Genomic DNA, 22020 nt, shown 5'->3' with positions numbered 1-22020 from the left:
CGACGCGTTGCGCTGCGCTCGGATGTACACCCCGCGCTGTTCTGGCTGGCGACATGCAGCCGAGTGATGCGTACCATCCACGCTACTCGCCGCCATGCCAACGCGCGATGCTGGTATCGAGCGCGACAACGCGCGCATGCGTTGGGAAGAGGTGTTGATCACAAAACGCACCAGGCCGCGGTGATCTGCAAGGGCATCAACCGCCGAAACATCACGCGGTTCATCACACACAAGCTGGCAGCATCGGGGCACGTTTCGCCATTGCCACAATGAGTCCGCTATGAATTCAACAACCGTACCGGCCCGTCCCTGGGCTATCCACCCGTTCCACGCAGCCGTGCTTGGCGGTGTGTGGCCACTGTTTCTCGGTGCGTTGCTGAGCGACTACGCCTACTGGAGCAACTATCAGATCCAGTGGAGCAATTTTGCATCCTGGCTGCTGGTGGGCGCGATGGTGCTGACCACTGTTGCGTTGGTGTGCGCCATCGTCGCGCTGGCGCGCGGAAGTCGTAACCTGATCTACATCATTGCGCTCGGCGCCGCCTGGATCGTGGGCTTCTTCGATTGTCTGCATCACGCACGTGACGCGTGGGCGATCATGCCGGCCGCCCTGGCGCTGTCGGCAATTGCGACACTGTTCGCGTTGGTTGCAACCTGGGCGGGATTGTCCGGTCTGCGCGTAGGAGGTGCACGATGAAGCGTCAGACCACCAGTATCATCACGGTGTCCATTCTTGCCGCAGCGCTAGCCGCATGCGGCAAGGCACCCGAGCTCAATCAGCACGGTGCGACGCCAGAGTTACCCACGCCTGATCGTGGCTTGCTGCCCGACATGACCATCGCAGATCCGACGAGCTGGGGCGAGGGCAAGCCGACTGTGCCGGCAGGCTATCGCATCACTGCGATCGCCAAAGATCTCGGCATTCCCCGCCAGACGCTGGTGTTGCCCAATGGCGATATCCTGGTGGCAGAAGGCCGTGGCGGCGGCGCGCCAAACCTCAAGCCAAAGGATGTGATTGCCGGTCCGATCAAGGCCAAGGGCACCTCCAAGGCCAAGAGCGGCAACCGCCTGACCTTGCTGCGCGATGCCAATGGCGATGGCGTCTACGAGTTGAAGACGGTGTTTGCCGACAAGCTCAACGCACCTTACGGGCTCGCGCTGATTGGCAACGCGCTGTATGTGGCCAATCAAGATGCGCTGGTGCGCTTCGACTATCGTGAGGGGCAGACGCAAGCGAGCGGGGCACCCACCAAGGTCACCGACCTGCCGTCGGCGATCAATCACCACTGGACCAAGGCGCTCACCGCCAGCGCTGACGGCCGCTACCTGTATGTGGCCATCGGCTCAAACAGCAACATCACCGAGCGCGGCATGGCGGTCGAACTCGACCGCGCGCAGATCTGGCAGGTGGATGCCGCCACCGGCGCGCACAAGCCATATGCCACCGGCATCCGTAACCCGACTGCGCTGGCTATCCAGCCAGGCAGCGGTGCACTGTGGGCAGTCGTCAACGAGCGTGATGAAATCGGCCCCAACCTGGTGCCCGACTATTTGACCTCGGTGCGCGAAGGCGGCTTCTACGGCTGGCCATATAGCTATTGGGGCAAGAACGTGGATGCCCGCGTGATGCCGCAGGATCCGCAGAAGGTGGCGTCGGCGATCGTGCCGGACTATGCGCTGGGCTCTCATGTCGCCGCACTTGGCGTTGCGTTTTCGTCCAGCGCAATGGGGCCGAAATTCGCCGACGGTGTGTTTGTTGGTGAGCATGGCAGCTGGAATCGCGACCCGCCGGTTGGCTACAAGGTGGTGTTCGTGCCGTTCCGCGACGGCCGCCCGGCGGGCGACGCGATCGACTTCGTCTCAGGGTTCCACGGCGAAGATGGCAAGACCCGCGGCCGCCCGGTCGGCGTCACGGTCGACCCGCATGGTGCGCTGATCGTTGCCGACGATCTGGCCAACATCATCTGGCGCGTAACGCCAGAGACTGCGGCTGCTGCGTCAGCCACACCCGCTTCACCGCAGTAAGCAGAAGCGCGTTGTGCCGTTTCCGACCCCGGTCCTGCATGGTCCGGGGTCGGAACTGCATTGAGATGCTTCAGGTTGCTTCCACTGCTCGCCCTGTTTTCATGCTCTGAAATGCGATGTGTCTGATGTGACACGCACGCTCTGACCCACCGCCGATAGCAGGGCCATTAGCAGGCAGAGATTTCGACTTTCTTCGGCGCCTGCAGATTCGCTTGGGACCCGTGTTATCGGGCGAATGCCGCCGGGGTTTTCCATGCCAGTGCACGGTGGGAACGTTGCTCGCTATAGAACTTCCGCCACGCCTCGATTTTGCTCCGCGCATCGGCCAACGACAAGAACCAATGCGCGTTTAGACACTCCTGCCGCAGCCGGCCGTTGAAGCTTTCCACCATCGCGTTGTCCGTCGGCGTGCCACGCGGGGAAAAGTCCAGTTCCACGCCGTTCTCATATTCCCAGCGATCCATCACCTTACCGGCAAATCCACTGCGGTTATCCACCTTGATCGCTTCGGGCTTGCCTCGTTGAACAACCAAGCGTGCCACGGCTGCGGCGACATCGTCAGCGCGCAAGGATTGATCCACCACGATATCCGGGCATTCATGCGTGAAGTGGTCCAGCACCGGCAACAGCCGGAAGCGACGGCCGCCAAAAAACGCGTCACTGACGAAGTCCCTCCCCCATAACATGTTGGGCGCAATGGCCACCTTGATCGGTTGCCGGCGGCGGCGGCTCCTGCTGCGCTGGGGCCGACAATGCCGCAATGACAGGCCTTGTTCCTTGTAAATCTGATGCACCTGCTTAGGGTTGTCCCGCCAGCCTTCCCGGCGCAGCATCACCAGTACCCGCTCGCAGCCGTAATGGATCCGCGTCTGGGTGATCTCACGCATCCGCAGACGAATAGCGCTGCGGTCACGCGCCTTGGCCTCATAAGAAAAACGCCGAACGTGACATTGATTCCCAGCTCTGCCTGCTTGAGCGCGTACGCGATCTGCTCCTCGGTGGAACGGGACTTCTTCATCGCCTGACTCCTCATTGCCACAGGATCCCATGCGGGCGAAGTCTCTTCTTTACGCTGGCCCGGTTTATTGGGGTGGGTCACCGTTTAGTTGCTCGCGTGTTGTGACCCAACGCGCAGCGGGATAGCGCGAAATCGCCAGCCGCATGGACAAAGCCCGCGTGCTGGCACGTGCCGACAGCGTGCGCTGCCATTGTCACTGGCGTATGCGTCCAAGCCCATCACGCACACCCATACCTGCCATCCCGGCGTTCGATTTCATGTCGCCGGCAGCAGCGCACACGATACGCATCCGGTGCAAGGGATACGCCTTTGCCACACCGCCGCTGCAACCGCAGCGCCAGCAACCATGCAGATCATCGGAGGCCGCATGTCCGTTCGCAGCAGCAGTCAGAAGTTCATTGCCAGGAATCGCGCGCCTCGCGTGCAGATCGAGTACGACGTCGAGATCTACGGCTCGCAGAAGAAAGTGCAGGTTCCGTTCGTCATGGGTGTGTTGTCGGATCTGTCCGGCGCCAATACGGAAAGCCTGCCGGCGCTGGAAGCACGCGAGGCAGTGGAAATCGATGTCGACAATTTCGATAGCCGGCTGCGTGCCATGCAACCGCGCGTGGCAATGAGCGTTTCCAATACCCTCACCGGCAGCGGCGAGTTACCTGTCGATATCACCTTCGACAGCCTGGACGATTTTTCGCCTACCGCCGTCGTGAAAAAGGTGGCACCGCTGGCCGAGCTGCTGGAAGCGCGTACCCAGTTGGCCAATCTGGGCACCTACCTCGACGGCAAGGCCGGTGCTGAGCGCCTGATCGCCGATGCGATCAAGGATCCCACCCTGCTGCGCTCGCTGGTCGCGTCCCCCAAGTCGAAGGATGAGTAACCTCATGGCGACCCAAAATTCCGCTGCCCAAGACCTTACCGACGCCCAGCCGCAGACCACGCAGTCCGACGACTTTGCGACTCTGCTGAACCGTGAATTCCGCCCGCGCAGCGAACGCGCTGGCGAAGAAGTGCGACTGGCTGTGCGTACCTTGGCCGAGCAGGTGCTGGAGCGCAGCGACATCATCAGCGATGACGTTGCGCAGACCATCAACGCGTATGTCGCCGAGATCGACCGCAAGATCACCGAGCAACTCAACCTCATCCTGCACGCCGCGCAATTCCAGGCGCTGGAGGGTGCATGGCGCGGACTGCATTATCTGGTCAGCAACACCGAATCGGACACGCAGTTGAAGATCCGCGTGCTCAATGTGTCCAAGAAGGAACTCGCCAAGAACCTTAAGCGCTTCAAGGGGACCGCCTGGGACCAAAGCCCGGTGTTCAAGAAAATTTACGAAGCCGAATACGGCCAGCTGGGTGGCGAACCCTACGGCTGTTTGATTGGCGATTACCACTTCGACCACAGTCCGCAGGATGTCGACACGCTGCGCGGCATCAGTCAGATTGCCGCCGCCTCGCATGCGCCTTTCATCGCCGCTGCGGGTCCTGGGTTGATGGGCATGGAAAGCTGGAGCGAGCTGTCCAACCCGCGCGATCTGGCTAAGATTTTTTCCACCCCCGATTACGCGGCTTGGCGTTCGTTGCGTCAAAGCGAGGATGCCAAGTACCTGGCGCTGGCCATGCCACGCACACTGGCGCGGCTGCCGTATGGAGCCAAGACCGATCCGGTGGAAGCGTTCGACTTCGAAGAAGACACCCAGGGCGCCGATTCGTCCCGCTACACCTGGCAAAACGCCGCCTACGCGATGGCGGTCAACATCAACCGCTCCTTCAAACAGTACGGTTGGTGCACCCGCATTCGCGGCGTGGAGTCGGGTGGGGCGGTGGAAGGCCTGCCGACGCATACCTTCCCGGCCGACGATGGCGGTGTCGACATGAAGTGCCCGACCGAGGTTGCCATCACCGACCGCCGTTCGGCCGAACTCGACAAGATGGGCTTGATGCCGCTGGTGCATCGCAAGAACACCGACATGGCTGCCTTCATCAGCGCGCAGTCGCTGGGCAAGCCCGAGGAATACGACGACCCGGACGCCACCGCCAATGCAGCGCTGAGCGCACGCTTGCCTTATATGTTCGCCTGCTGCCGCTTCGCGCATTACCTGAAGTGCATCGTGCGCGACAAGATCGGCTCATTCAGCACGCGCCAGCAGATGCAGAGCTGGTTGACCGACTGGGTGATGAACTACGTCGACGGCGATCCGGCCAATTCCAGCGAAGAAACCAAGGCGCGTAAGCCATTGGCCGCTGCCGAAGTGGTCGTCGAAGAGGTCGAGGGCAACCCGGGCTACTACACCTCAAAGTTCTTCCTGCGCCCGCATTACCAGCTTGAAGGCCTGACGGTATCGCTACGCCTAGTCTCGCGCTTGCCATCGGCGCAGGCCGCCTGATCGGCCACAGGCGTCGCTTTCAAACACGAATGACCTGCGGCTGACAACGCCGCGGGATCGGCTTCCCCTTCCTGCACCACCCATCACTGGAGAAGTTCCATGGCTTTCGATATGCATCTCAAATTCGGCTCGGGCGACGTCGAGATCAAGGGCGCGTCCAACCATTCCAAGCACAAGGACGAAGTGCCGATCATTGCCTGGTCGTGGGGCACCAGCAACACCGGCAACCTGCACACCGGCGCCGGGTATGCGGCCGGCGGCAAGGCCAATGTGCAGGATATTTCCATCACCAAATACGTCGATAGTTGCTCCAACGCATTGCTCAATGCGTGTTGCACAGGCGCACGTGTGGATTCGGCCACGCTGTACGTCACCAACGCCACCGGCGAGCAGTCAGACTACGTGACGATCGAACTCAGCGAAGGCGTGATGATCACCTCGGTGTCCACCGGCGGCAGCGGTGGCGAAGACCGTCTGACCGAAAACGTGACCCTGCATTTCGGCAAGTTCAAGTATTCGTTCCAGCCGCAGGACGACAAGGGCAAGAAGCAGGGCGGCACCAAGGACTTCACTTTCAACATGCAGGAAGTGAAGAAGTCCTGAGCCCCACGCATCCCCCAACCGGAGCGCCGCTGCCGATGTCTGCTGTCCATCCCGAACATGCCTGCGCCCGCCTGCTCAAGGCGGGCGACCCGGCGCAATCGTTGGCCACCGCCAAAGACTGGGTGCGGCAGTGCCCGGCCGATGCCGAAGCACGCATCGGGCTGTTCCAACTGCTGGCGGTGGCCGGAGAGTGGCAGCGCGCGCAACAACAACTGCGCCTAGCCGCGCAGTTGGACCAGAGTTGGGGCGGCGTGGTGGCTGCGTATGTGCGCATCCTCGACGCCGAATTGGAACGCGAACAGGTACTGGTCGGCCAGATGATGCCGCTGATGCCGGGTCAGGTCCTGCCGTGGCAGCACGATCTGCTGCAGGCACTGCAGCATGATCGCGACGGCGAATCAGGGCATGCAGCGCGACGGCGTGCCCTGGCGCTTACGCAAGCCGATGCCATCGCTGGCCACATCGATGGCCAGCGTTTCGACTGGCTGGCCGACGCCGATCCGCGTTTTGGTCCGTGCCTTGAGGTCATCCTCGAAGTGGGCTACGCCTGGGTGCCGTTCGTCCAATTGCGCAGCCTGCGCTTCGAAGCGCCGACTACGCTGCGCGACTTGCTATGGCAGTCGGTCGACGTCCAATGGCATGACGGCACGCGCAGCCGTGGCGTGGTGCCGTGCCGTTATCCCGATAGCCAACACAGCGAGGAGGGCGCGATCCGCCTCGGCCAGCGCACCGAATGGGAGGGCGAGGAGTTGTCCGCATGCGGTCTGGGGCAACGCCTGCTGGCTGGCAGCGAGGACGACTACCCGGTGCTCGACATCCGCCACATTGCATTCGACACCGCCGCGGTGGAAGCGCCATGGCCGAACTGACTCAACAAGAGCGTTTGCAGCCATCGCTGCTGGACCGATTGATCGACGACCGCCGGCACGAACTGGCGGAAAGCCGCGACGCACGGGCGATCAGTCCAGCCAAGCTGCGCGACTGCGTCATGCGCGACCTGGCCTGGCTGCTCAATTGCACACGCCATTGGCATGAGGATGCGCTGCAGGATTATCCGCATGTCGCCAGCTCGGTGCTCAATTACGGCATCCCGGACCTGGCCGGCGCACGGCTGGCGGGGCTGGACGTGATCGAACTGCAGAACCGCATCCGTACAGCGATTGTGGCGTTCGAGCCGCGCCTGGCTGCAGCCAGCCTGCAGGTCACCGCGAAAGTGGATACCGGGCGCATGGACCGCATGTCGCTGTCATTTGTCATCGACTCCGAACTGTGGGCACAGCCGCTGCCGTTGGCGCTATATCTGCGTACCGATCTCGACCTGGAAACCGGTCGATTCAATCTGTCTTCCGGAACCCACTAAGTCATGGACCCGCGCCTGCTCCATCACTACAACCGCGAGTTGCAGCATGTGCGCGAGATGGGTGCGGAGTTCGCGCAGGCGTATCCGAAAGTGGCGGGCCGGCTCGGGATGAGCGGCATCGACTGCGCCGACCCTTATGTCGAACGTCTGCTGGAAGGATTTGCGTTTCTCTCCGCGCGCGTGCAACTCGAGCTGGAAGCCCAGCAACCGGTATTCGCGCAGCACCTGACGGAAATGCTGTATCCACATTTTCTGTCGCCGGTGCCGTCGATGGCCGTGGTGGAGTTGCAACCCGAGCAAGGCGAGGGTATCGGACCAGCGGGGCATGTGGTGCCGCGCGGCAGCGCGCTGCGCTCGTTGATCGGGCATGGCGACCGCACCGCCTGCGAATACCGCACCGCGCACACAGTGACGCTATTGCCGCTGCGCCTGACCGCTGCAAGCTACCTGGCCTCACCGGCAGCGCTGGCCACGCTCGGTGAGCCGGTCGAGCCGCGCGCGCGCGCCGGCTTGCGTCTGGTGTTTAACGTGCATGCCGGGCTGCGCTTGGACATGCTGGCGCTGGACACATTGCCGATCTTCATTACCGGCGCCGATGGGCTGGCTGGCACCCTGTACGAACAACTGCACGCCAATGCGTTGGGATTCGTGGTGCGTGCCCGTTCCGCGGATGGGCAGGTGCTCACTCGCACCTTCGGCCCCGAGCATCTGCAGCCGCAGGGCTTCGATGACGAGCAAGCGCTGCTGCCGCGCAGCGAACGCTCTTTCAGCGGCTATCGCTTGCTGCAGGAATACTTCGCTTGCCCCGAGCGTTTTCTGTTTGCGGCATTCGATGGGCTGTCGCAGGTGCTGACGCGAGCGGCGTGCGCCGAATTCGAGATTCTGGTGTGGTTCGATCGCAGCGTCGAGCGGCTCGATAACGCGGTGGATGCGAGTAACTTCCGCCTGCATTGCACTCCGGCGATCAACCTGTTCCCACGGCGCGGGGACCGCATCCATCTGCATCCCGGCATCGCCGAGCACCATGTGCTGGCCGACCGCACGCGGCCGATGGATTTCGAAATCCATGGCGTGGAGCAGGTCGAAGGCTTCGGCGATGGCAATGCGCCGATGCAGCGTTTCGAGCCGTTCTATGGCGCGCAGCCGCGCAGCTGGCACGAGCGACGCTCGGCGTTCTATGCGCTGCGACGGCAGCCGCGGCGGCTGTCAACGGGACAGCGTCGTACCGGGCCGCGCTCGAGCTATGTCGGCAGCGAGGTGTTCCTGTCGCTGGTCGATGGCGAACAGGCGCCGTATTCGCACCAACTGCGGCAACTGGGCATGCAGCTGTGGTGCAGCAATCGCGATCTGCCCCTGCATATGCCGGTGGGCAAATCCAGCACCGATTTTGTGCTCGACGAGGGCGGCCCGGTAGCGTCGATCCGTTGCGTGGCTGGCCCAACGCGACCGCGTTCGGGCGTGACTGCCGGCGATACGCGTTGGCGCCTGATCAGCCATCTGCAGTTGAATTATCTCTCGCTGCTGGATGCCGGCGACGACGGCGCTACCGCATTGCGCGAGATGCTCACGCTGTACCACGACCCGCACGATGCCGCAGCGCGGCGACAGGTGGATGGCGTACGCCGCATCGCCTCGCGCCCGATCGTACGGCGCATTCCGGTGCCGGGCCCGGCCACCTATGGCCGCGGGCTTGAGATCACCTTGACCTGCGACGACGCGGCCTTCGAAGGGCAGGGCGTCTACCTGCTTGCCTCGGTGCTGCGGCATGTATTTGCGCGCCAGGCATCGCTCAATTCCTTTACCGAAACCGTGCTGTGCACGCTCGAACGCAACGAGGTCGCTCGATGGCCAGCCCATCTCGGCAATCGGCCGATCCTGTAGCGCTGTTCGCGCGGCTGGATGCGCAACCGCAGGACTTCGAGCTATTCGAAGCACTGCGGCGGCTGGAGTGCGCGCATCCGACGCAACCGCGTCTGGGCCAGGCAGCACGGCCGCTGGAGGAGCCGGTGCGTTTGGGCCAGCGCGCCTCGTTGGTATTTCCTCCTCGCGACATCGACAGCGTGCACGCTGGCGTTGACGGTCGACCGCCAACTCTGCGCACGCTGTCGCTGGGCTTGTTCGGCCCGCATGGCGCGCTGCCGTTGCACCTGACAGAGCACGCCATCGAACGCGAGGGCGCTGGCGATCCTACCTTTACGGCCTTTGCCGACATTTTTCACCATCGCATGATTGCGCTGTGGTATCGCGCCTGGACCGATGCGCGACCCACCGTGCAGATGGACCGCCCGGGCGATGACCGCTTCGGCACGCGGCTGGATGCGTTAACCGGTGTGCACCAACCTGCGTTGCGTGGCCGCGATGCGATGCCGGTCGCTGCACGCCGCCACTTTGCCGGCCGCTTCGTTGCCCAGGCGCGCAATGCGGAAGGTTTGCGCGCCGTGTTGATCGGCCTGTTCGACATCCCGGTGCAGGTGCAGCAGTTCATTGCCAACTGGCTGCCGTTACCCGAGGACGGACGGCTGCGGATGGGCCGTGCCGCCGCGCGCATCGGGCGTCATGCCACGCTTGGCGCATCGGCGCGCAATGCGCAACATCGCTTCCGCTTGCGTCTTGGCCCGCTGGATATCGCCCGTTATCGCGAGTTCCTGCCCGGTAGCGATGCGCTGGCCATGCTCACTGCGGCCGTGCGCGGCTACGTCGGTGACGAGCAGGCCTGGGACTTACAACTCGTGCTGGCGCGCGAAGACGTCCCGCTGCCAGTCCTGGGGCAGGGCCAACGCATCGGCCTGTCGCTGTGGCTCGGCCACTATCGCCACCCGCTCGATGCCGACCAACTCGTGCTAGCGGCGCCCTGACGCATTTCTCAGTTCCAATTTCTGGAGTTTTCATGGCAGACATCAGTCGCGCCGCTTTGTTCGGCAAGCTCAACAAAACCACTTATCGCGGTATCGAATCGGCCACTGCGTTCTGCAGGCTACGTGGCGACCGCGAAGTGGAACTGCTGCACTGGCTGCATCAGTTGCTGCAGGCGCAAGACGGCGACTTGCACCGCATCGTGCGCCGTTTTTCGCTGGATGCGTCGCGGCTTGCACAGGACCTGACCGCGGCGCTCGATCGCCTGCCGCGCGGCGGCGGACACTTCGATCTGTCGGGCAGCGTGGAGGATGCAGTGGAGCGCGCCTGGGTGCACTGCACGTTGCGTTACGGACGGCAACGCATCCGTGGCGGCGATCTGCTCGTGGCGATCCTGCACACGCGCAGCCTGCGTAATGGGTTGCTCGCGATGTCGAGCGAGTTCGGCAAGCTGCGCGCGGAAACACTGGCGGACGATCTGGATGACATCGTCGCCGGTTCTCCGGAGGAGGATGCCAGCGACCTTGCGGCGGCTGTCGCCCCCGTTGGAACTGGTGCAACAGGTGGTGCTGCGGCGCTTGCGCTGTATACGGTCGACCTCACCGCACAAGCGCGCGAGGGCAAGCTCGACCCGATCATCGGCCGCGACGATGAGATCCGCCAAGTCGTCGACATCCTGATGCGTCGCCGCCAGAACAACCCGATCCTGGTTGGCGAAGCCGGCGTCGGCAAAACCGCGGTGGTGGAAGGCTTCGCACAGCGCATCGCGCGCGGCGATGTGCCGCCCGCGTTGAAGAAGGTGCAACTGCGCACGCTGGACGTGGGCCTGTTGCAGGCCGGCGCCAGCATGAAGGGCGAATTCGAGCAGCGCCTGCGCGCAGTCATCGACGAAGTGCAGGCCAGCCCCAAGCCGATCATCCTATTTGTGGATGAAGCCCACACCCTGGTCGGCGCCGGTGGCGCGGCCGGTACCGGCGATGCGGCCAATCTGCTCAAGCCGGCACTGGCACGTGGCACGCTACGCACGGTGGGCGCCACCACCTTTGCCGAGTACAAGAAGTACATCGAAAAAGACCCCGCGCTGACGCGGCGCTTCCAGGCCGTGCAGGTGGACGAACCGGACGAAGCCAAGGCCGTGCGCATGATGCGTGGTGTCGCCTCGACGATGGAACAGCACCACCGCGTGCAGATCCTCGACGAGGCGCTGGAAGGGGCGGTCAAGCTCAGTCACCGCTACATCCCGGCGCGGCAACTACCTGACAAGTCGGTGAGCCTGCTCGACACCGCCTGCGCGCGTGTCGCGGTGAGCCTGCATGCCACGCCTGCGGAAGTGGAAGATAGCCGCCGCCGCATCGAATCGCTGGAGACCGAACATGCCATCATCGAGCGCGAGCGTGCGATTGGCGTCGTGGTGGAGGAGCGTGCTGCCGTTTGCGCCAGCCTGCTGGAAAGCGAGCACGGCCGCCTGCGCGAGCTGGAACAGCGCTGGGCCGCCGAGAAGGTATTGGTCGATGAACTGTTGTCGCTACGCGCCCGACTGCGTGGTGGCAACGCGCCGGTGGAAGGGACCGTCAGTGCGTTGGAAGTCGATGCGGGACACATAGCGATCGGCAACACTGCCGTGATCGAAGCACCCGTACACGTGGATCGCGACACGCTATTAGCGCGTCTGCAATTGGTACAGGCCCAACTGGCGGCACTACAGGGCCAATCGCCCCTGATCCTGCCCACGGTGGATTACCAAGCCGTGGCCGGGGTGGTCGCCGACTGGACCGGCATCCCGGTCGGGCGGATGGCGCGCAATGAAATCGACACCGTGCTGCGCCTGCCCGAACTACTGGCCAAGCGCGTGATCGGCCAGGACCATGCCATGGAAATGATCGCCAAGCGTATCCAGACCAGCCGCGCCGGCCTGGACAACCCGGACAAACCGATCGGCGTGTTCCTGCTCGCCGGCACCTCCGGCGTCGGCAAGACCGAAACCGCACTCGCCCTGGCCGAAACCTTGTATGGCGGCGAACAAAACCTGATCACCATCAACATGAGCGAGTACCAAGAGGCGCACACCGTCTCCTCGCTCAAGGGCGCACCACCCGGCTACGTCGGCTACGGCGAGGGCGGTGTGCTCACCGAAGCGGTGCGCCGCAAGCCGTACTCGGTGGTATTACTGGATGAAGTGGAAAAAGCCCACCCCGACGTACACGAATTGTTCTTCCAGGTCTTCGACAAGGGCTGGATGGAAGACGGCGAAGGCCGCCGTATCGACTTCCGCAACACCTTGATCATCCTGACCAGCAACGCCGGCACCGATCTCATCGCCAACCTGTGCAAGGACCCGGAACTCCTACCGGATCCGGAGGGCATGGCTAAGGCGCTCCGCGCGCCGTTGTTGAAGGTGTTTGCGCCAGCGTTGCTCGGGCGGCTGGTGGCGATTCCGTATTACCCACTGAGCAACGCCATGCTCGGCCAGATCGTGCGGCTGCAGTTGAACCGCATCAGGAAGCGGATCGAGGAGCGCTACAGGATTTCGTTCGAGTACGACGATTCGGTGGTGGAGTTGGTGGTCTCGCGGTGCACCGAGAGCGAGTCGGGTGGACGGATGATCGATGCGATTTTGACTAACTCGATGTTGCCGGAGATCAGTCGGGAATTACTGGTGAGAACGATCGCTGGCGAAGAGTGCTTTCGGGTAAACGTGCGCGTTGCGGAGAGTGGGCTCATCCATGACTTCGGCTAGTCGAACAAGACAGCCAAACCTGTGGCCGTCACTGATGGATGTCGCCGACGCATGCCGCGCCACTCGTTATGTCAAGGCTGCTCAAGAATTACAAGACGAGCCCCAAATTTGCTTATCGGAGCTGTATTCGTGGAAAAGAAAAAACTAGAAAAATTCATCAACAATATTACGCCACCTCCGGGAAAGGAGAACGCTGTTTCGCTATCGGTGAGGATGCTGTGCGATGACATCTTCAACCAATACTACCTGAAATATGACGACTTGCCGGCTACATACCGGCGCGCCTGGAATACAGTCGTGCTGCATCGAATGGCCAATATGAAAGTCCAAGCGGGCTTAGCCGTCACCGTACAGAAGATGAAGCTTGCCTGGGCAGAATTTGCCAAAGACGGGCTGATCAATATCGGAAAGATCCACTTCGGGCAGATCCGGGTCGCCGGCAACTTTGCTGGTTCCGGCAACGTCAACCAGAAGGCCATCCTTGGATTTCCACAGGAAATTACCGGTCGACCACTCAAGGTCTATGCGGACGATATCCGCGCGACCGACCTCGGCGGCACAGGTGTCGGCGCCGATCGGATTCCAGTACAGATATTCCTCCGCGGCGAAACTTGGATCGCCACGAACAACCGCGGTTATGCCGTGCACTGCATGGCTGGCGTGATGCCTCTGCGGATCTGGCCCCACGAGGAGACGGTCGACGAGCGAAACCGCCTTCGCGAGTGTTGGGATGCCAAAGGCATCCGCTACCTGGAGGGCGTGCAGAAGCGCCTGAGTGAGGTTCCCAGGACGTTGCCTTCCACGGAGATGCCGCTGACCAATGGGCCCAACGACACCGTCATCGCAAAGGTGGTGACCGTCCCGGAGGACTTCACCATCTTAAACACTGCAGGATGAACGCACTGGCCTGCATCGCGCCAGATCCTCTGGAGCCTGTGGGTGAGGCAGTTGCGGAGTCACACGGATGAGTGAGTCCCTGTAAGCCCCCAAGAAGCCATCCGCTCATGCCGCTACAGCGCCTGATGGTTGATGCCGCCAACCAGAGTGCAGATCTCAAGGTCCGGCACTGGCATGGCTTGCGGCAGTGCTTGGTGAAAAGATGAGCACCATGAGGTCGAAAAGCAACGAACGCTGCACGCACATCAACGCATCGGAACACGCCGGGATGGTGGTGCGGTGCGCCACTCGCCTCACGAGGATGCAGCGCATGCCCGAACGCCGGTCTCCAATGCCTGCGCTTACATGCGTTCGCCGATGCACGCGATATCCATCAGGGCGATAGGCTAGGACTGTAATGCGCTGTATCGAGTGGTATCGCGCATCCATCCAACGCATGCGACTCGGGCCAGCATATTGGTTGGGCAGATGCGTGGCATCGCCATGTTTGATTTCCCCGATCGACGTGCTCCTTGTCAAATCATCCATCGGCGTTCGGTGCCTAACGGGATCCGCAGTGCGGCCGCCGCTGGCGATGCACGCCCCACAGTAGGCACGCCCTAACGGCACGAGGCTTTGCATGACTACATCAGCTCTGAGTCGGGAAGAATTCGATGCGCTGGCGGTCGTCGCAAAGGCGCGTCGGAATCTTCTGTTCCAGACCTTCAAGGGCACCCGCCTGAGCGTTGGCAAACGCGGCTACGCGTCCGGTAACGCATCCGGGACCGGCGTGGCGATCTACGAATTCAAGGGCGGTCTTAACCTGCAAGCGCAACAGCTCAGTTGAACTTGAAAAATTCCTCTTCCAATGCGTGATTGAGGGGGACGATCGTGCTTTTCCCCGTTTCCGCAAACGACGATTCGCAGAAATCAAGGAGTTATTAGAATGCCAAACCTGACAAAGGTCCGTTACGACATCAACAGCCCCAATGGCGCGGTCAGTGCGTGCCTTAGGAAAAAGCGCGAAGTTGTCAGGTCGCGGGACGACGGAGGTATCAACGGTATCGGTCCTTACTCCTGCTGTTCATTTGTGACTTATATCAGGAACGGAAGCGACACCACTGACAACGTGTTCGGCAACAGCCGCATCCGCATCCCGTTCAAGGTCAATGGGGTAGATGTCGCGAATGCCTGCGCACACGGGGAGCTGACCGCGCTGTGGAACGCCATCGCCGACGAACCTGGCATTCCGACGATTGTGGAAATGTACATAGAGATGTCGCCTTGCGAAAAATGTCAGGCTGCTTTGAACAACCTTCTAAAGCCCGGACAGGAAATTTTCTATTCCTTCGACCACCCGGGGGAGGTCGAGGCCTGGAAGGATGCAGCTAAGCATCTGTGCGCATGATGCCTGCGACTGGGAACCGGATCTGATCCGTTGCGGCTGCGTGCCTGGCGTCGAGGCGATGCCATGGTGTAGGCGGGAAGACCTACTCGTCGCCGGTATGTGTGGCATCGCGATTTTCGATTTCCTGCGCGGCAGGGCAGCCGGCAAAGTCATCGCATGCTATCGACCTCTGCGCCTATGTACCGCAAGACCACTCCGGGAGCCTAAGCCATGGCCCACGCCATTACCCTGCAGTCGCCGCTGGGCAAGATGCTGCGCTTTGTGCGGATGAGTGCACACGAGGAGCTGGGGCGCCCGTATGCGTTCGCATTGCACGGCATCAGCCGCGATGTGGCAATCGACTTGCGCGCTCTGTTGGGCAAGCCGATGGCGGTCAAGGTCACTTCACCGCAGGGCTATGTGCGGCATTACCACGGCATTGTCGCCGAGGCCGAGCAGACCGGTTTCGAGCAGATCGAGGGGCTGCGCTATGCGACGTATGCGTTCTCGCTGGTGCCCAAACTTTGGTTGCTCAGGCAGCGCCGCGACTGCCGCATCTACAAGAACAAGAGCGTACCGGAGCTGGTGCGCGCGTTGCTCGCAGAGGTCGGCTGCACCGACGTCAAGCTGCGCCTGAGCGCCAGCTACAAGCCGCGCGAATACTGCGTGCAGTACCGCGAGAGCGCGCTGGACTTCATCAGCCGCTTGATGGAGCAGGAGGGCATCTACTACTACTTCGAACACAGCGCCAGCACGCATACGCTGGTGCTGGCCGACAGTCTCGGCGCGCACGAATCCTCTGCGCCGTTTGCACACATTCCTTATTGCCCGCCTGGACAGAAGGGCAGCCGGATGAAGGACGCGATCACCGATTGGTCGCTGGCGCGCAGCGCGCACAGTACGCGCGTGCGCCTGGACGACTACGACTATCTCAAACCCAAGGCTTCGCTGCGGGTGGAAGAGACACCGGCCGAGTCTTCCGGACCGGCGCTGGGTGAACTGGATGTGTTCGACTACCCCGGCGAGCATCTCGATGTCGCGGCCGGTCGTCGTCACGCGCAGGTGCGTGCCGAGGCGCTCAACGTGGCGCAAGCGCAGTACCAGGGTTGGACCGATGCCTGCGGTTTGCAGGTGGGCGCATTGTTCAAGCTGCGCGACTTTCCGCTGGCCGAGCACAACCGGGAATATCTGATGACCAGCGCCGACACCGAACTGGTTGAAGTAGATTATGTGTCCGGTGGCGAGACGGTTGCCGAGCCGTTTGCGTCCACTTTCCGTGCGCTACGCAGTCGGCAGCCGTTTCGCACCCCGCAGACCACGCCGCGTCCGAGTATTGCCGGGTTGCAGACCGCGGTCGTCGACGGCAACAAGGCCGAGGATATTGCGGTCGATCAGTACGGCCGTGTGCAGGTGAATTTCTTCTGGGGTCCGCCGGGAACGCCAAACGCCGTCTGCTCGTGCCCGGTACGCGTGGCGCAGTCGTGGGCGGGCAAACGCTGGGGCGCGCAGCACATTCCGCGTGTGGGCCAGGAGGTGGTGGTGAGCTTTCTGGAAGGCAATCCGGATCGTCCGCTGATCATCGGCAGCGTCTACAACGCCGACCAGATGCCACCGTATGCACTGCCCGAGCATCGCACCCGCAGTGGGGTGAAGAGCCGAAGCCTGCTGGGCGGGGCCGAGGACTACAACGAGATCCGTTTCGACGACAAGAAGGGCAACGAAGAGCTGCTGCTGCATGCGCAGCGCGATCTGCGCCACGAGGTGGAGAACGACCATTTTGTCACTGTCGACCGCAACGAAACCGCCGAGATCAAACGCGAACGCAGCCACACCGTTGGCGGCAACGACCGTCTGGACGTGGGCAAGGCACTCCGCATCCAGGCAGGGAGTGAGATCGAGTTGGTGACCGGGATGGCCCGCCTGCAGTTGAAGGCCAGCGGCGAGATCGTGCTTAGCGGCACTCGGCTCACGCTCGATGGACGCGTCAGCGTCGGCATCCAGGGTGGCGTCAGTGTCGATGTCAGCGCGATGGCCAACTTGACCCTGCGCTCGAACGCTTCGGTGCTGCTGCAATCCAACGCCGTGACCACCGCGCGCGCCAACGCGGCACTGCTGTTGCAGTCGTCCGGTCCGGCCGTGCTCAAGGGCACTCCGCCCATCATCGCTTGAGGACCGCCATGTTGCAGATTCTTCCCGCCGCGCGGCAGATGCGGCTCTCTCCCTCTGCACATGCCGCCTTGGCGCCGGACATGGCGCCAGAGACAGCCGTGCGTGAATTATTGGCGCGCGGGCTTGCCCAGGATGCGCTGCCACTGGCCTTGCGTTTGTTGCCCAGGCCATATGCTGTGGCGTGGTTGTGCCAGTGCATGCGCGCGCAAGCGCTCAGCGGGCATGACAGCGAAGGTTTGCGGCTGGCACAGGCGTGGGTGCAGCAGCCGGGTGCGGCTCAGCGCGAAAGTGCGCGTGCGTTCGCGGCCGATGACGACTACCAGTCGGTCGGTGCCTGGCTTGCGGCGGCGGCGGCCTGGAGCGACGGCAGCCTGAGCGACGAAGACGGCCCGCCGGTGGCCGACCATCTGACCGCGGCGGCGGCAGTGGCAGCGTTACTGCATCTGGCTGGACGCGAGCCTGCGACCTTCGACGCGCAATTGGTGGACTGGAGCGAAGATGCCGCACGGCTGCTCTCCGGGCTGCGCGTGCGCGAGCGTGCACCATGAGCGCGGTTTCACCCCGGCTGACGCTGACGGTTCGCGATGCGCAGGCGGTGTCGGGCAGTACGCAGGCGCAGGCCAGCTTCGCGACAGAAGGCGGGCGCATCGGCCGTGATGCCGCGTGCGATTGGGTGCTTGAAGGCGAGGGGGTTTCGCGCCTGCACGCAAGTGTGCGCCATCTCGATGGGGTGTATTTCATCGAGGATCACAGCACTAACGGCGTGTTGCATAACGGCGTGCCGCTACGTGCCGGCTTTCCAGTGCCGCTGCATGCCGGCGACGCGTTGCGCATCGATGCCTTCGAGATCGACGTGGCGGTGTCGGGCGCCAGCGGCACCGCTGTTCCAGGCGCAACGCAGAGCTGGAATCACGCCGAACCGTGCACGCTGTCGGCAATGCCACTGCCGCAGCATTCGCAGCAAGCGCCTCTGGAGCATGATGTTTTCGCCGATCTTGGGGCGTCGTCGACGCGCGCAACCGACACCGACCCACTGGCATTGTTCGCCACCTCGTTCACGCTGGCCGGCCGCGATGGCGATGCGGCGGCGTTCGGGCTGGGGCATGCGCCGGCAACGGCCGAAGCCTACCGTGCGCCCGTGGCCGTGCCGGCTGCCGGCGGCGTTGTGTTGCCCGAGCACTGGGACCTGACACGCAGCGAATTTGCGCTGCCGCCGGCTGCCGATCCAGTTGCAGACATGCAAGCGCCACTGCCGCCCGCAGCAGTGCCTATTGCCGCAGCAGCGCCAGCACCTGCACCGACGCCAACACCAACACCAACACCAACACTGACACCATCGCCACTGCCAACGTCGGTCTTGCAACCGCGTGGCGCGGCAGTAGCGGTAAACGCTGCCGCCCCGTCCGCAGCGCAGCCGGTAGGCGCACACACGCCGGATACCCCCGAACTACCTGCGCTGTTCGCCGCCATGACCGCTGGCTTGATGGATGTCTTGCGCGCGCGTGCGGCGTTCAAGAACAGCCTGCGCGTGCCGGTTACGCTGATCCAACGCACTGAGAACAATCCGCTCAAGTTCGCCGCGACGGTGGACGAGGCGGTCGCCCGCCTGTTGGCGCCGCCGAGCCCTGGGTATCTGACCGGTACGGCCGCGATCGAAGAAGCGATGGAGGACATCGGGCGTCACCAGCTGGCCTTGTTGGCCGGCATGCGCGCCGCCTTCGAGCATGTGTTTGCCCAGTTCGATCCAGCGCGCTTCGAGGCAGACACCGCCGGCTCCGCGCTCGGTTCCTGGGGCAATCGGCCCTGGCGACGTTATGCGCAGCGTTACCGCGAGTTGCTCGGCGATCCCGACGAGCGCTTCCGCCGCCTGTTCGGCGAAGAATTCGCCCGCGCCTACGAACAACAGATGGCCCGTGCCAAGGCGCAGGCTCAACCCGCAGACGGCGACCGAGCATGACCCCTTACAACAAGGTGATCTGGAGCGAGGGCCTGTTCCTGCGCCCACAGCACCTGCAACAACAGGAGCGCTATCTCGAGCGCTACATGGAACTGCATGCCGGTGCGCTGCGGCCGCATGCGTGGGGATTTAGCCAACTGGAGCTGGAACCGGAACTGCTGGCGATCGGCAAGCTCGGCATCCGGCGCGCCCGCGGCTGCTTTCCCGATGGCACGCCGTTTTCCATTCCCGATCGCGATCCGGCACCGCCGCCGTTGGACGTGCCGGCCAACTGCCGCGACCAGGTGGTGAGCCTGGCACTGCCGCTGCGCGCGACCACGCAGCCGGATAGCGCCTGGCCGGATGGCGACGGCAGCCGGCTGGCCCGCTTTCGCGTAGGCGAAGCGGAGGTCGGCGATTCCTCCGGCAGCATCGCCGGCACGGTCCTGCTGGAAGTCGGCGTGCTGGCCAGTCGCTTACGCCTGCAGTCCGAACCGGGTGAGGGGTTGGTGGAGGTGCCGATGGCGCGCATCGTCGAGTGCCGCGCCGATCGACGGGTGATTCTCGATGATGCCTTCATCCCGACCGCCCTCCGCATCGAAGGCGCCGCGCGGTTGTCGATGCTGCTGGCCGAATTGCTCGGGCTGTTGCATCAACGCGGCCAGGCGCTGGCCGACCGCGTGGCCGGCAGCGACCGTAGCGGCGTGGCGGAAATCGCAGACGTGCTGATGTTGCAGGTGATCAATCGCTACCAGCCGTTGGTGGCGCATTGGGCGAGCGCGCCGCTGGAGCATCCCGAAGCGCTGTATTGCGTGCTGCTGGGGATGGCTGGCGAACTCGCGACCTTCACCCGTGCCAGCAAACGCAGCGGGCCATTTCCGCCGTATGCACACGATGCGCTGCAGGCGAGCTTCGAGCCGGTGGTGGTGTCCTTGCGCGAAAGCTTGAGCGCGGTGCTCGAACAGTCGGCGATTGCCGTGCCCTTGCAGCAACGCAAATACGGCGTGTGGGTCGGCATGGTGCCCGATCCGGCCTTGCTGGACTCGGCGGCCTTCGTGCTGGCGGTCAAAGCGGATCTGCGCGCAGAGGATCTGCGCAAGCGGCTACCCACCGAATCGAAGATCGGCCCGGTGGAGAAGATTCGCGACCTGGTGAACCTGCAACTGCCCGGCGTGGCCGTGAGCGCGCTGGCGATGGCACCGCGGCAGGTGCCGTACCACGCCGGCTGCGCCTACTTCGAGCTCGATCGGCAATCGTCGCTGTGGAAGACGCTGCGCACTTCTGGTGGCGTGGCGCTGCATTTCGGCAGTGGTTTTCCTGGCCTGGAACTTGAGTTGTGGGCGGTGAGGAATTGAGATGAGCAAGACGGTCGACCACCACGACGACGATGCCACCGTGCTCCGCAGCGCGACACCGGCGCCGCGGCCCGCTGCATCCATGCCGCCCCGCCAAGCCCCGACGCGGACAACGCGACCGCCCGATCTGGATGCCGCCATGCGCGCGACGCCAGGCGCTATGCAAGGCAATGCGGTGGTACGCGCAGCCACGCCGCTGCTGCTGCTGGCGGTGCAGTTGCGACACTCCACGCAGACGCCGGACATCGCCACCTTGCGCGAAAACTGCAGCACGCGCCTGCAGCGCTTCGAGCAGGAGCTGCGGCAACAGGGTACCGACGACAAGACCGGCATCGCCGCGCGCTACGTGCTGTGCACGTTGCTTGACGAAGCGGCCCTGGCCGCGCCCTGGGGCGAGGGCAGCGGCTGGTCGCAGCGCACCTTGCTGGTGACTTTCCACGGCGAAACCTATGGCGGCGCCAAGGTCTTCGACCTGCTCGATCGGCTGGCGCGCGATCCGGCGCGGCACCTGGACCTGCTGGAGCTGCTGTACCTGGCATTGGCGCTGGGCTTTGGTGGCCGCTATCGGGTGGAGCAGGGTGGCGGGGCACGGCTGGCCGATCGCCAGGCCGAGCTCTACCAACTCATCCAGCGTCAGCGCTTGCCTGCGCCTGCCGAGCTGTCGCCGAAATGGCAGGGCGCGCAGGCGCCGTTACTGCGCAATGCAGCGGCCACGCCGCTGTGGATCGCGGCGCTGGCCTCGCTGTGCATCGTGTTGCTGGCGTTCGTGTGGTTGCATGCGCGCCTCAATACGCTGACCGCGCCGATCAGCGCGCAGCTGGCGCGCATCGGCCTGGAGCGGGTGGCGTTGCCGATCCCGGCGGCAGTCAGACCGTCGACCACACCGGCGCTTGCACCGCTGTTGGCGGCCGAGCAGCGCGCAGGGTTGCTGACCGTACAGACCGATGGAGATGGTCGCAGCACCGTGCGCCTGGCCAGCGCGTCCATGTTCCCCAGCGGCAGCGCGGAGTTGGATGCCGATCAGACCAGCCTGCTCGAACGCGTTGCTGCAGCGCTGGAGCAGGTGCCGGGGCGGGTGGTGGTGGTCGGGCATACCGATGACCAACCGGTGCGCTCGCTAAGCTTCAAGGACAACTTCGCCCTATCGGCACGTCGCGCCGAGAGCGTGGGCGCCGTGTTGGCGGCAGGCCTGCGCGATCGACGCCGGGTACAGACCAGTGGCGCGGGCGATTCCCAGCCCATCGCGCTACCGCCGCAATTGCCCGGCAACCGTGCGCGCAATCGGCGCGTCGAGATCCTGTTGATTCCCGAGACCTGACC

The 22020-nt window shown here is 63.6% G+C and carries 19 protein-coding genes; 18 read left to right on the top strand and 1 reads right to left on the bottom strand.

Translation table 11 applies throughout. From position 1 onward, the window contains the following. The first annotated feature begins 280 nt into the window (after nucleotides 1-280). Both NX05_RS10560 and NX05_RS10555 read left to right on the top strand, forming a co-directional pair. Complete coding sequence (locus NX05_RS10560) at nucleotides 281-697, top strand: hypothetical protein (protein WP_039437898.1); 417 nt, start codon at nucleotides 281-283, stop codon at nucleotides 695-697. After that, on the top strand, nucleotides 694-2025 hold the full coding sequence (locus tag NX05_RS10555) for a PQQ-dependent sugar dehydrogenase (protein WP_017113154.1): 1332 nt from the start codon (nucleotides 694-696) through the stop codon (nucleotides 2023-2025). Before NX05_RS10560 ends, NX05_RS10555 begins: the two co-directional genes overlap by 4 nt. Before the next feature lie 224 nt (nucleotides 2026-2249). Here NX05_RS10555 and NX05_RS10550 read toward each other — a convergent pair whose 3' ends face one another. Then, complete coding sequence (locus NX05_RS10550) at nucleotides 2250-2912, bottom strand: IS3 family transposase (protein WP_397558739.1); 663 nt, start codon at nucleotides 2910-2912, stop codon at nucleotides 2250-2252. A 477-nt stretch (nucleotides 2913-3389) separates the two neighbouring features. On the opposite strand from NX05_RS10550, the gene tssB reads away from it, so the two are divergent. The 16 genes from tssB to icmH all read left to right on the top strand — a co-directional run bounded on the left by tssB (nucleotide 3390) and on the right by icmH (nucleotide 22018). Then, on the top strand, nucleotides 3390-3917 hold the full coding sequence (gene tssB, locus NX05_RS10540) for a type VI secretion system contractile sheath small subunit (protein ID WP_080764569.1): 528 nt from the start codon (nucleotides 3390-3392) through the stop codon (nucleotides 3915-3917). Then, nucleotides 3910-5424: a type VI secretion system contractile sheath large subunit gene (gene tssC / locus NX05_RS10535; protein WP_039437889.1), complete on the top strand. Its 1515-nt coding sequence runs from the start codon at nucleotides 3910-3912 to the stop codon at nucleotides 5422-5424. The genes tssB and tssC overlap by 8 nt, the downstream gene beginning before the upstream one ends. Before the next feature lie 99 nt (nucleotides 5425-5523). Beyond that, nucleotides 5524-6027, top strand: coding sequence for an Hcp family type VI secretion system effector (locus NX05_RS10530; protein ID WP_010373431.1), 504 nt, complete (start codon nucleotides 5524-5526; stop codon nucleotides 6025-6027). Between the two features lie 35 nt (nucleotides 6028-6062). Then, nucleotides 6063-6896, top strand: a complete 834-nt coding sequence (locus NX05_RS10525; RefSeq protein ID WP_039437886.1) for a type VI secretion system accessory protein TagJ — start codon at nucleotides 6063-6065, stop codon at nucleotides 6894-6896. Further along, a complete protein-coding gene (gene tssE / locus NX05_RS10520) occupies nucleotides 6884-7387 on the top strand; it encodes a type VI secretion system baseplate subunit TssE (RefSeq protein WP_039437883.1) in 504 nt (167 codons plus the stop codon). The genes NX05_RS10525 and tssE overlap by 13 nt, the downstream gene beginning before the upstream one ends. Before the next feature lie 3 nt (nucleotides 7388-7390). Next, the gene (gene tssF / locus NX05_RS10515) at nucleotides 7391-9268 is read left to right on the top strand and encodes a type VI secretion system baseplate subunit TssF (RefSeq protein ID WP_039437879.1); all 1878 of its coding nucleotides are present in this window, start codon (nucleotides 7391-7393) and stop codon (nucleotides 9266-9268) included. Further along, entirely contained in the window at nucleotides 9232-10242 is a 1011-nt protein-coding gene (gene tssG, locus NX05_RS10510; RefSeq protein ID WP_039437876.1) for a type VI secretion system baseplate subunit TssG, read from the top strand. Before tssF ends, tssG begins: the two co-directional genes overlap by 37 nt. Before the next feature lie 32 nt (nucleotides 10243-10274). Continuing rightward, on the top strand, nucleotides 10275-12977 hold the full coding sequence (gene tssH / locus NX05_RS10505; protein ID WP_039437873.1) for a type VI secretion system ATPase TssH: 2703 nt from the start codon (nucleotides 10275-10277) through the stop codon (nucleotides 12975-12977). 129 nt (nucleotides 12978-13106) lie between these two features. Next, entirely contained in the window at nucleotides 13107-13874 is a 768-nt protein-coding gene (locus NX05_RS10500; protein WP_230597710.1) for a hypothetical protein, read from the top strand. Nucleotides 13875-14493: 619 nt separating this feature from the next. After that, the gene (locus NX05_RS10495; protein ID WP_039437866.1) at nucleotides 14494-14700 is read left to right on the top strand and encodes a hypothetical protein; all 207 of its coding nucleotides are present in this window, start codon (nucleotides 14494-14496) and stop codon (nucleotides 14698-14700) included. A gap of 99 nt (nucleotides 14701-14799) precedes the next feature. Continuing rightward, entirely contained in the window at nucleotides 14800-15261 is a 462-nt protein-coding gene (locus tag NX05_RS10490; protein ID WP_010373416.1) for a hypothetical protein, read from the top strand. Between the two features lie 210 nt (nucleotides 15262-15471). Further along, nucleotides 15472-17409: a type VI secretion system Vgr family protein gene (locus tag NX05_RS10485; protein ID WP_039437862.1), complete on the top strand. Its 1938-nt coding sequence runs from the start codon at nucleotides 15472-15474 to the stop codon at nucleotides 17407-17409. A gap of 8 nt (nucleotides 17410-17417) precedes the next feature. Next, the gene (locus tag NX05_RS10480; RefSeq protein WP_026112489.1) at nucleotides 17418-17957 is read left to right on the top strand and encodes a DUF6931 family protein; all 540 of its coding nucleotides are present in this window, start codon (nucleotides 17418-17420) and stop codon (nucleotides 17955-17957) included. Continuing rightward, nucleotides 17954-19366, top strand: a complete 1413-nt coding sequence (tagH, locus tag NX05_RS10475) for a type VI secretion system-associated FHA domain protein TagH (RefSeq protein WP_039437861.1) — start codon at nucleotides 17954-17956, stop codon at nucleotides 19364-19366. The genes NX05_RS10480 and tagH overlap by 4 nt, the downstream gene beginning before the upstream one ends. Beyond that, nucleotides 19363-20700, top strand: a complete 1338-nt coding sequence (gene tssK / locus NX05_RS10470; RefSeq protein WP_017118726.1) for a type VI secretion system baseplate subunit TssK — start codon at nucleotides 19363-19365, stop codon at nucleotides 20698-20700. The genes tagH and tssK overlap by 4 nt, the downstream gene beginning before the upstream one ends. Nucleotide 20701: 1 nt before the next feature. Continuing rightward, nucleotides 20702-22018: a type IVB secretion system protein IcmH/DotU gene (icmH, locus tag NX05_RS10465; RefSeq protein WP_039437860.1), complete on the top strand. Its 1317-nt coding sequence runs from the start codon at nucleotides 20702-20704 to the stop codon at nucleotides 22016-22018. The last annotated feature ends 2 nt before the right edge of the window (nucleotides 22019-22020 follow it).

Source organism: Xanthomonas vasicola (assembly GCF_000772705.2).
GTDB lineage: Bacteria > Pseudomonadota > Gammaproteobacteria > Xanthomonadales > Xanthomonadaceae > Xanthomonas > Xanthomonas vasicola.
Note: the sequence above shows the minus strand (reverse complement) of the source record. Positions and strands in the feature narration are given on the sequence as shown.

Coding starts and splice junctions, on each gene's coding strand:
- NX05_RS10480 (WP_026112489.1), top strand. CDS start 17,418: ATGTTGCAGATTCTTCCCGCCGCGCGGCAGATGCGGCTCTCTCCCTCT.
- NX05_RS10550 (WP_397558739.1), bottom strand. CDS start 2,912: ATGCGTGAGATCACCCAGACGCGGATCCATTACGGCTGCGAGCGGGTA.
- NX05_RS10490 (WP_010373416.1), top strand. CDS start 14,800: ATGCCAAACCTGACAAAGGTCCGTTACGACATCAACAGCCCCAATGGC.
- NX05_RS10560 (WP_039437898.1), top strand. CDS start 281: ATGAATTCAACAACCGTACCGGCCCGTCCCTGGGCTATCCACCCGTTC.
- NX05_RS10485 (WP_039437862.1), top strand. CDS start 15,472: ATGGCCCACGCCATTACCCTGCAGTCGCCGCTGGGCAAGATGCTGCGC.
- NX05_RS10525 (WP_039437886.1), top strand. CDS start 6,063: ATGTCTGCTGTCCATCCCGAACATGCCTGCGCCCGCCTGCTCAAGGCG.
- NX05_RS10555 (WP_017113154.1), top strand. CDS start 694: ATGAAGCGTCAGACCACCAGTATCATCACGGTGTCCATTCTTGCCGCA.
- tssC (WP_039437889.1), top strand. CDS start 3,910: ATGAGTAACCTCATGGCGACCCAAAATTCCGCTGCCCAAGACCTTACC.
- NX05_RS10530 (WP_010373431.1), top strand. CDS start 5,524: ATGGCTTTCGATATGCATCTCAAATTCGGCTCGGGCGACGTCGAGATC.
- tssF (WP_039437879.1), top strand. CDS start 7,391: ATGGACCCGCGCCTGCTCCATCACTACAACCGCGAGTTGCAGCATGTG.
- tagH (WP_039437861.1), top strand. CDS start 17,954: ATGAGCGCGGTTTCACCCCGGCTGACGCTGACGGTTCGCGATGCGCAG.
- tssB (WP_080764569.1), top strand. CDS start 3,390: ATGCAGATCATCGGAGGCCGCATGTCCGTTCGCAGCAGCAGTCAGAAG.
- NX05_RS10495 (WP_039437866.1), top strand. CDS start 14,494: ATGACTACATCAGCTCTGAGTCGGGAAGAATTCGATGCGCTGGCGGTC.
- tssG (WP_039437876.1), top strand. CDS start 9,232: ATGGCCAGCCCATCTCGGCAATCGGCCGATCCTGTAGCGCTGTTCGCG.
- tssK (WP_017118726.1), top strand. CDS start 19,363: ATGACCCCTTACAACAAGGTGATCTGGAGCGAGGGCCTGTTCCTGCGC.
- tssH (WP_039437873.1), top strand. CDS start 10,275: ATGGCAGACATCAGTCGCGCCGCTTTGTTCGGCAAGCTCAACAAAACC.
- icmH (WP_039437860.1), top strand. CDS start 20,702: ATGAGCAAGACGGTCGACCACCACGACGACGATGCCACCGTGCTCCGC.
- tssE (WP_039437883.1), top strand. CDS start 6,884: ATGGCCGAACTGACTCAACAAGAGCGTTTGCAGCCATCGCTGCTGGAC.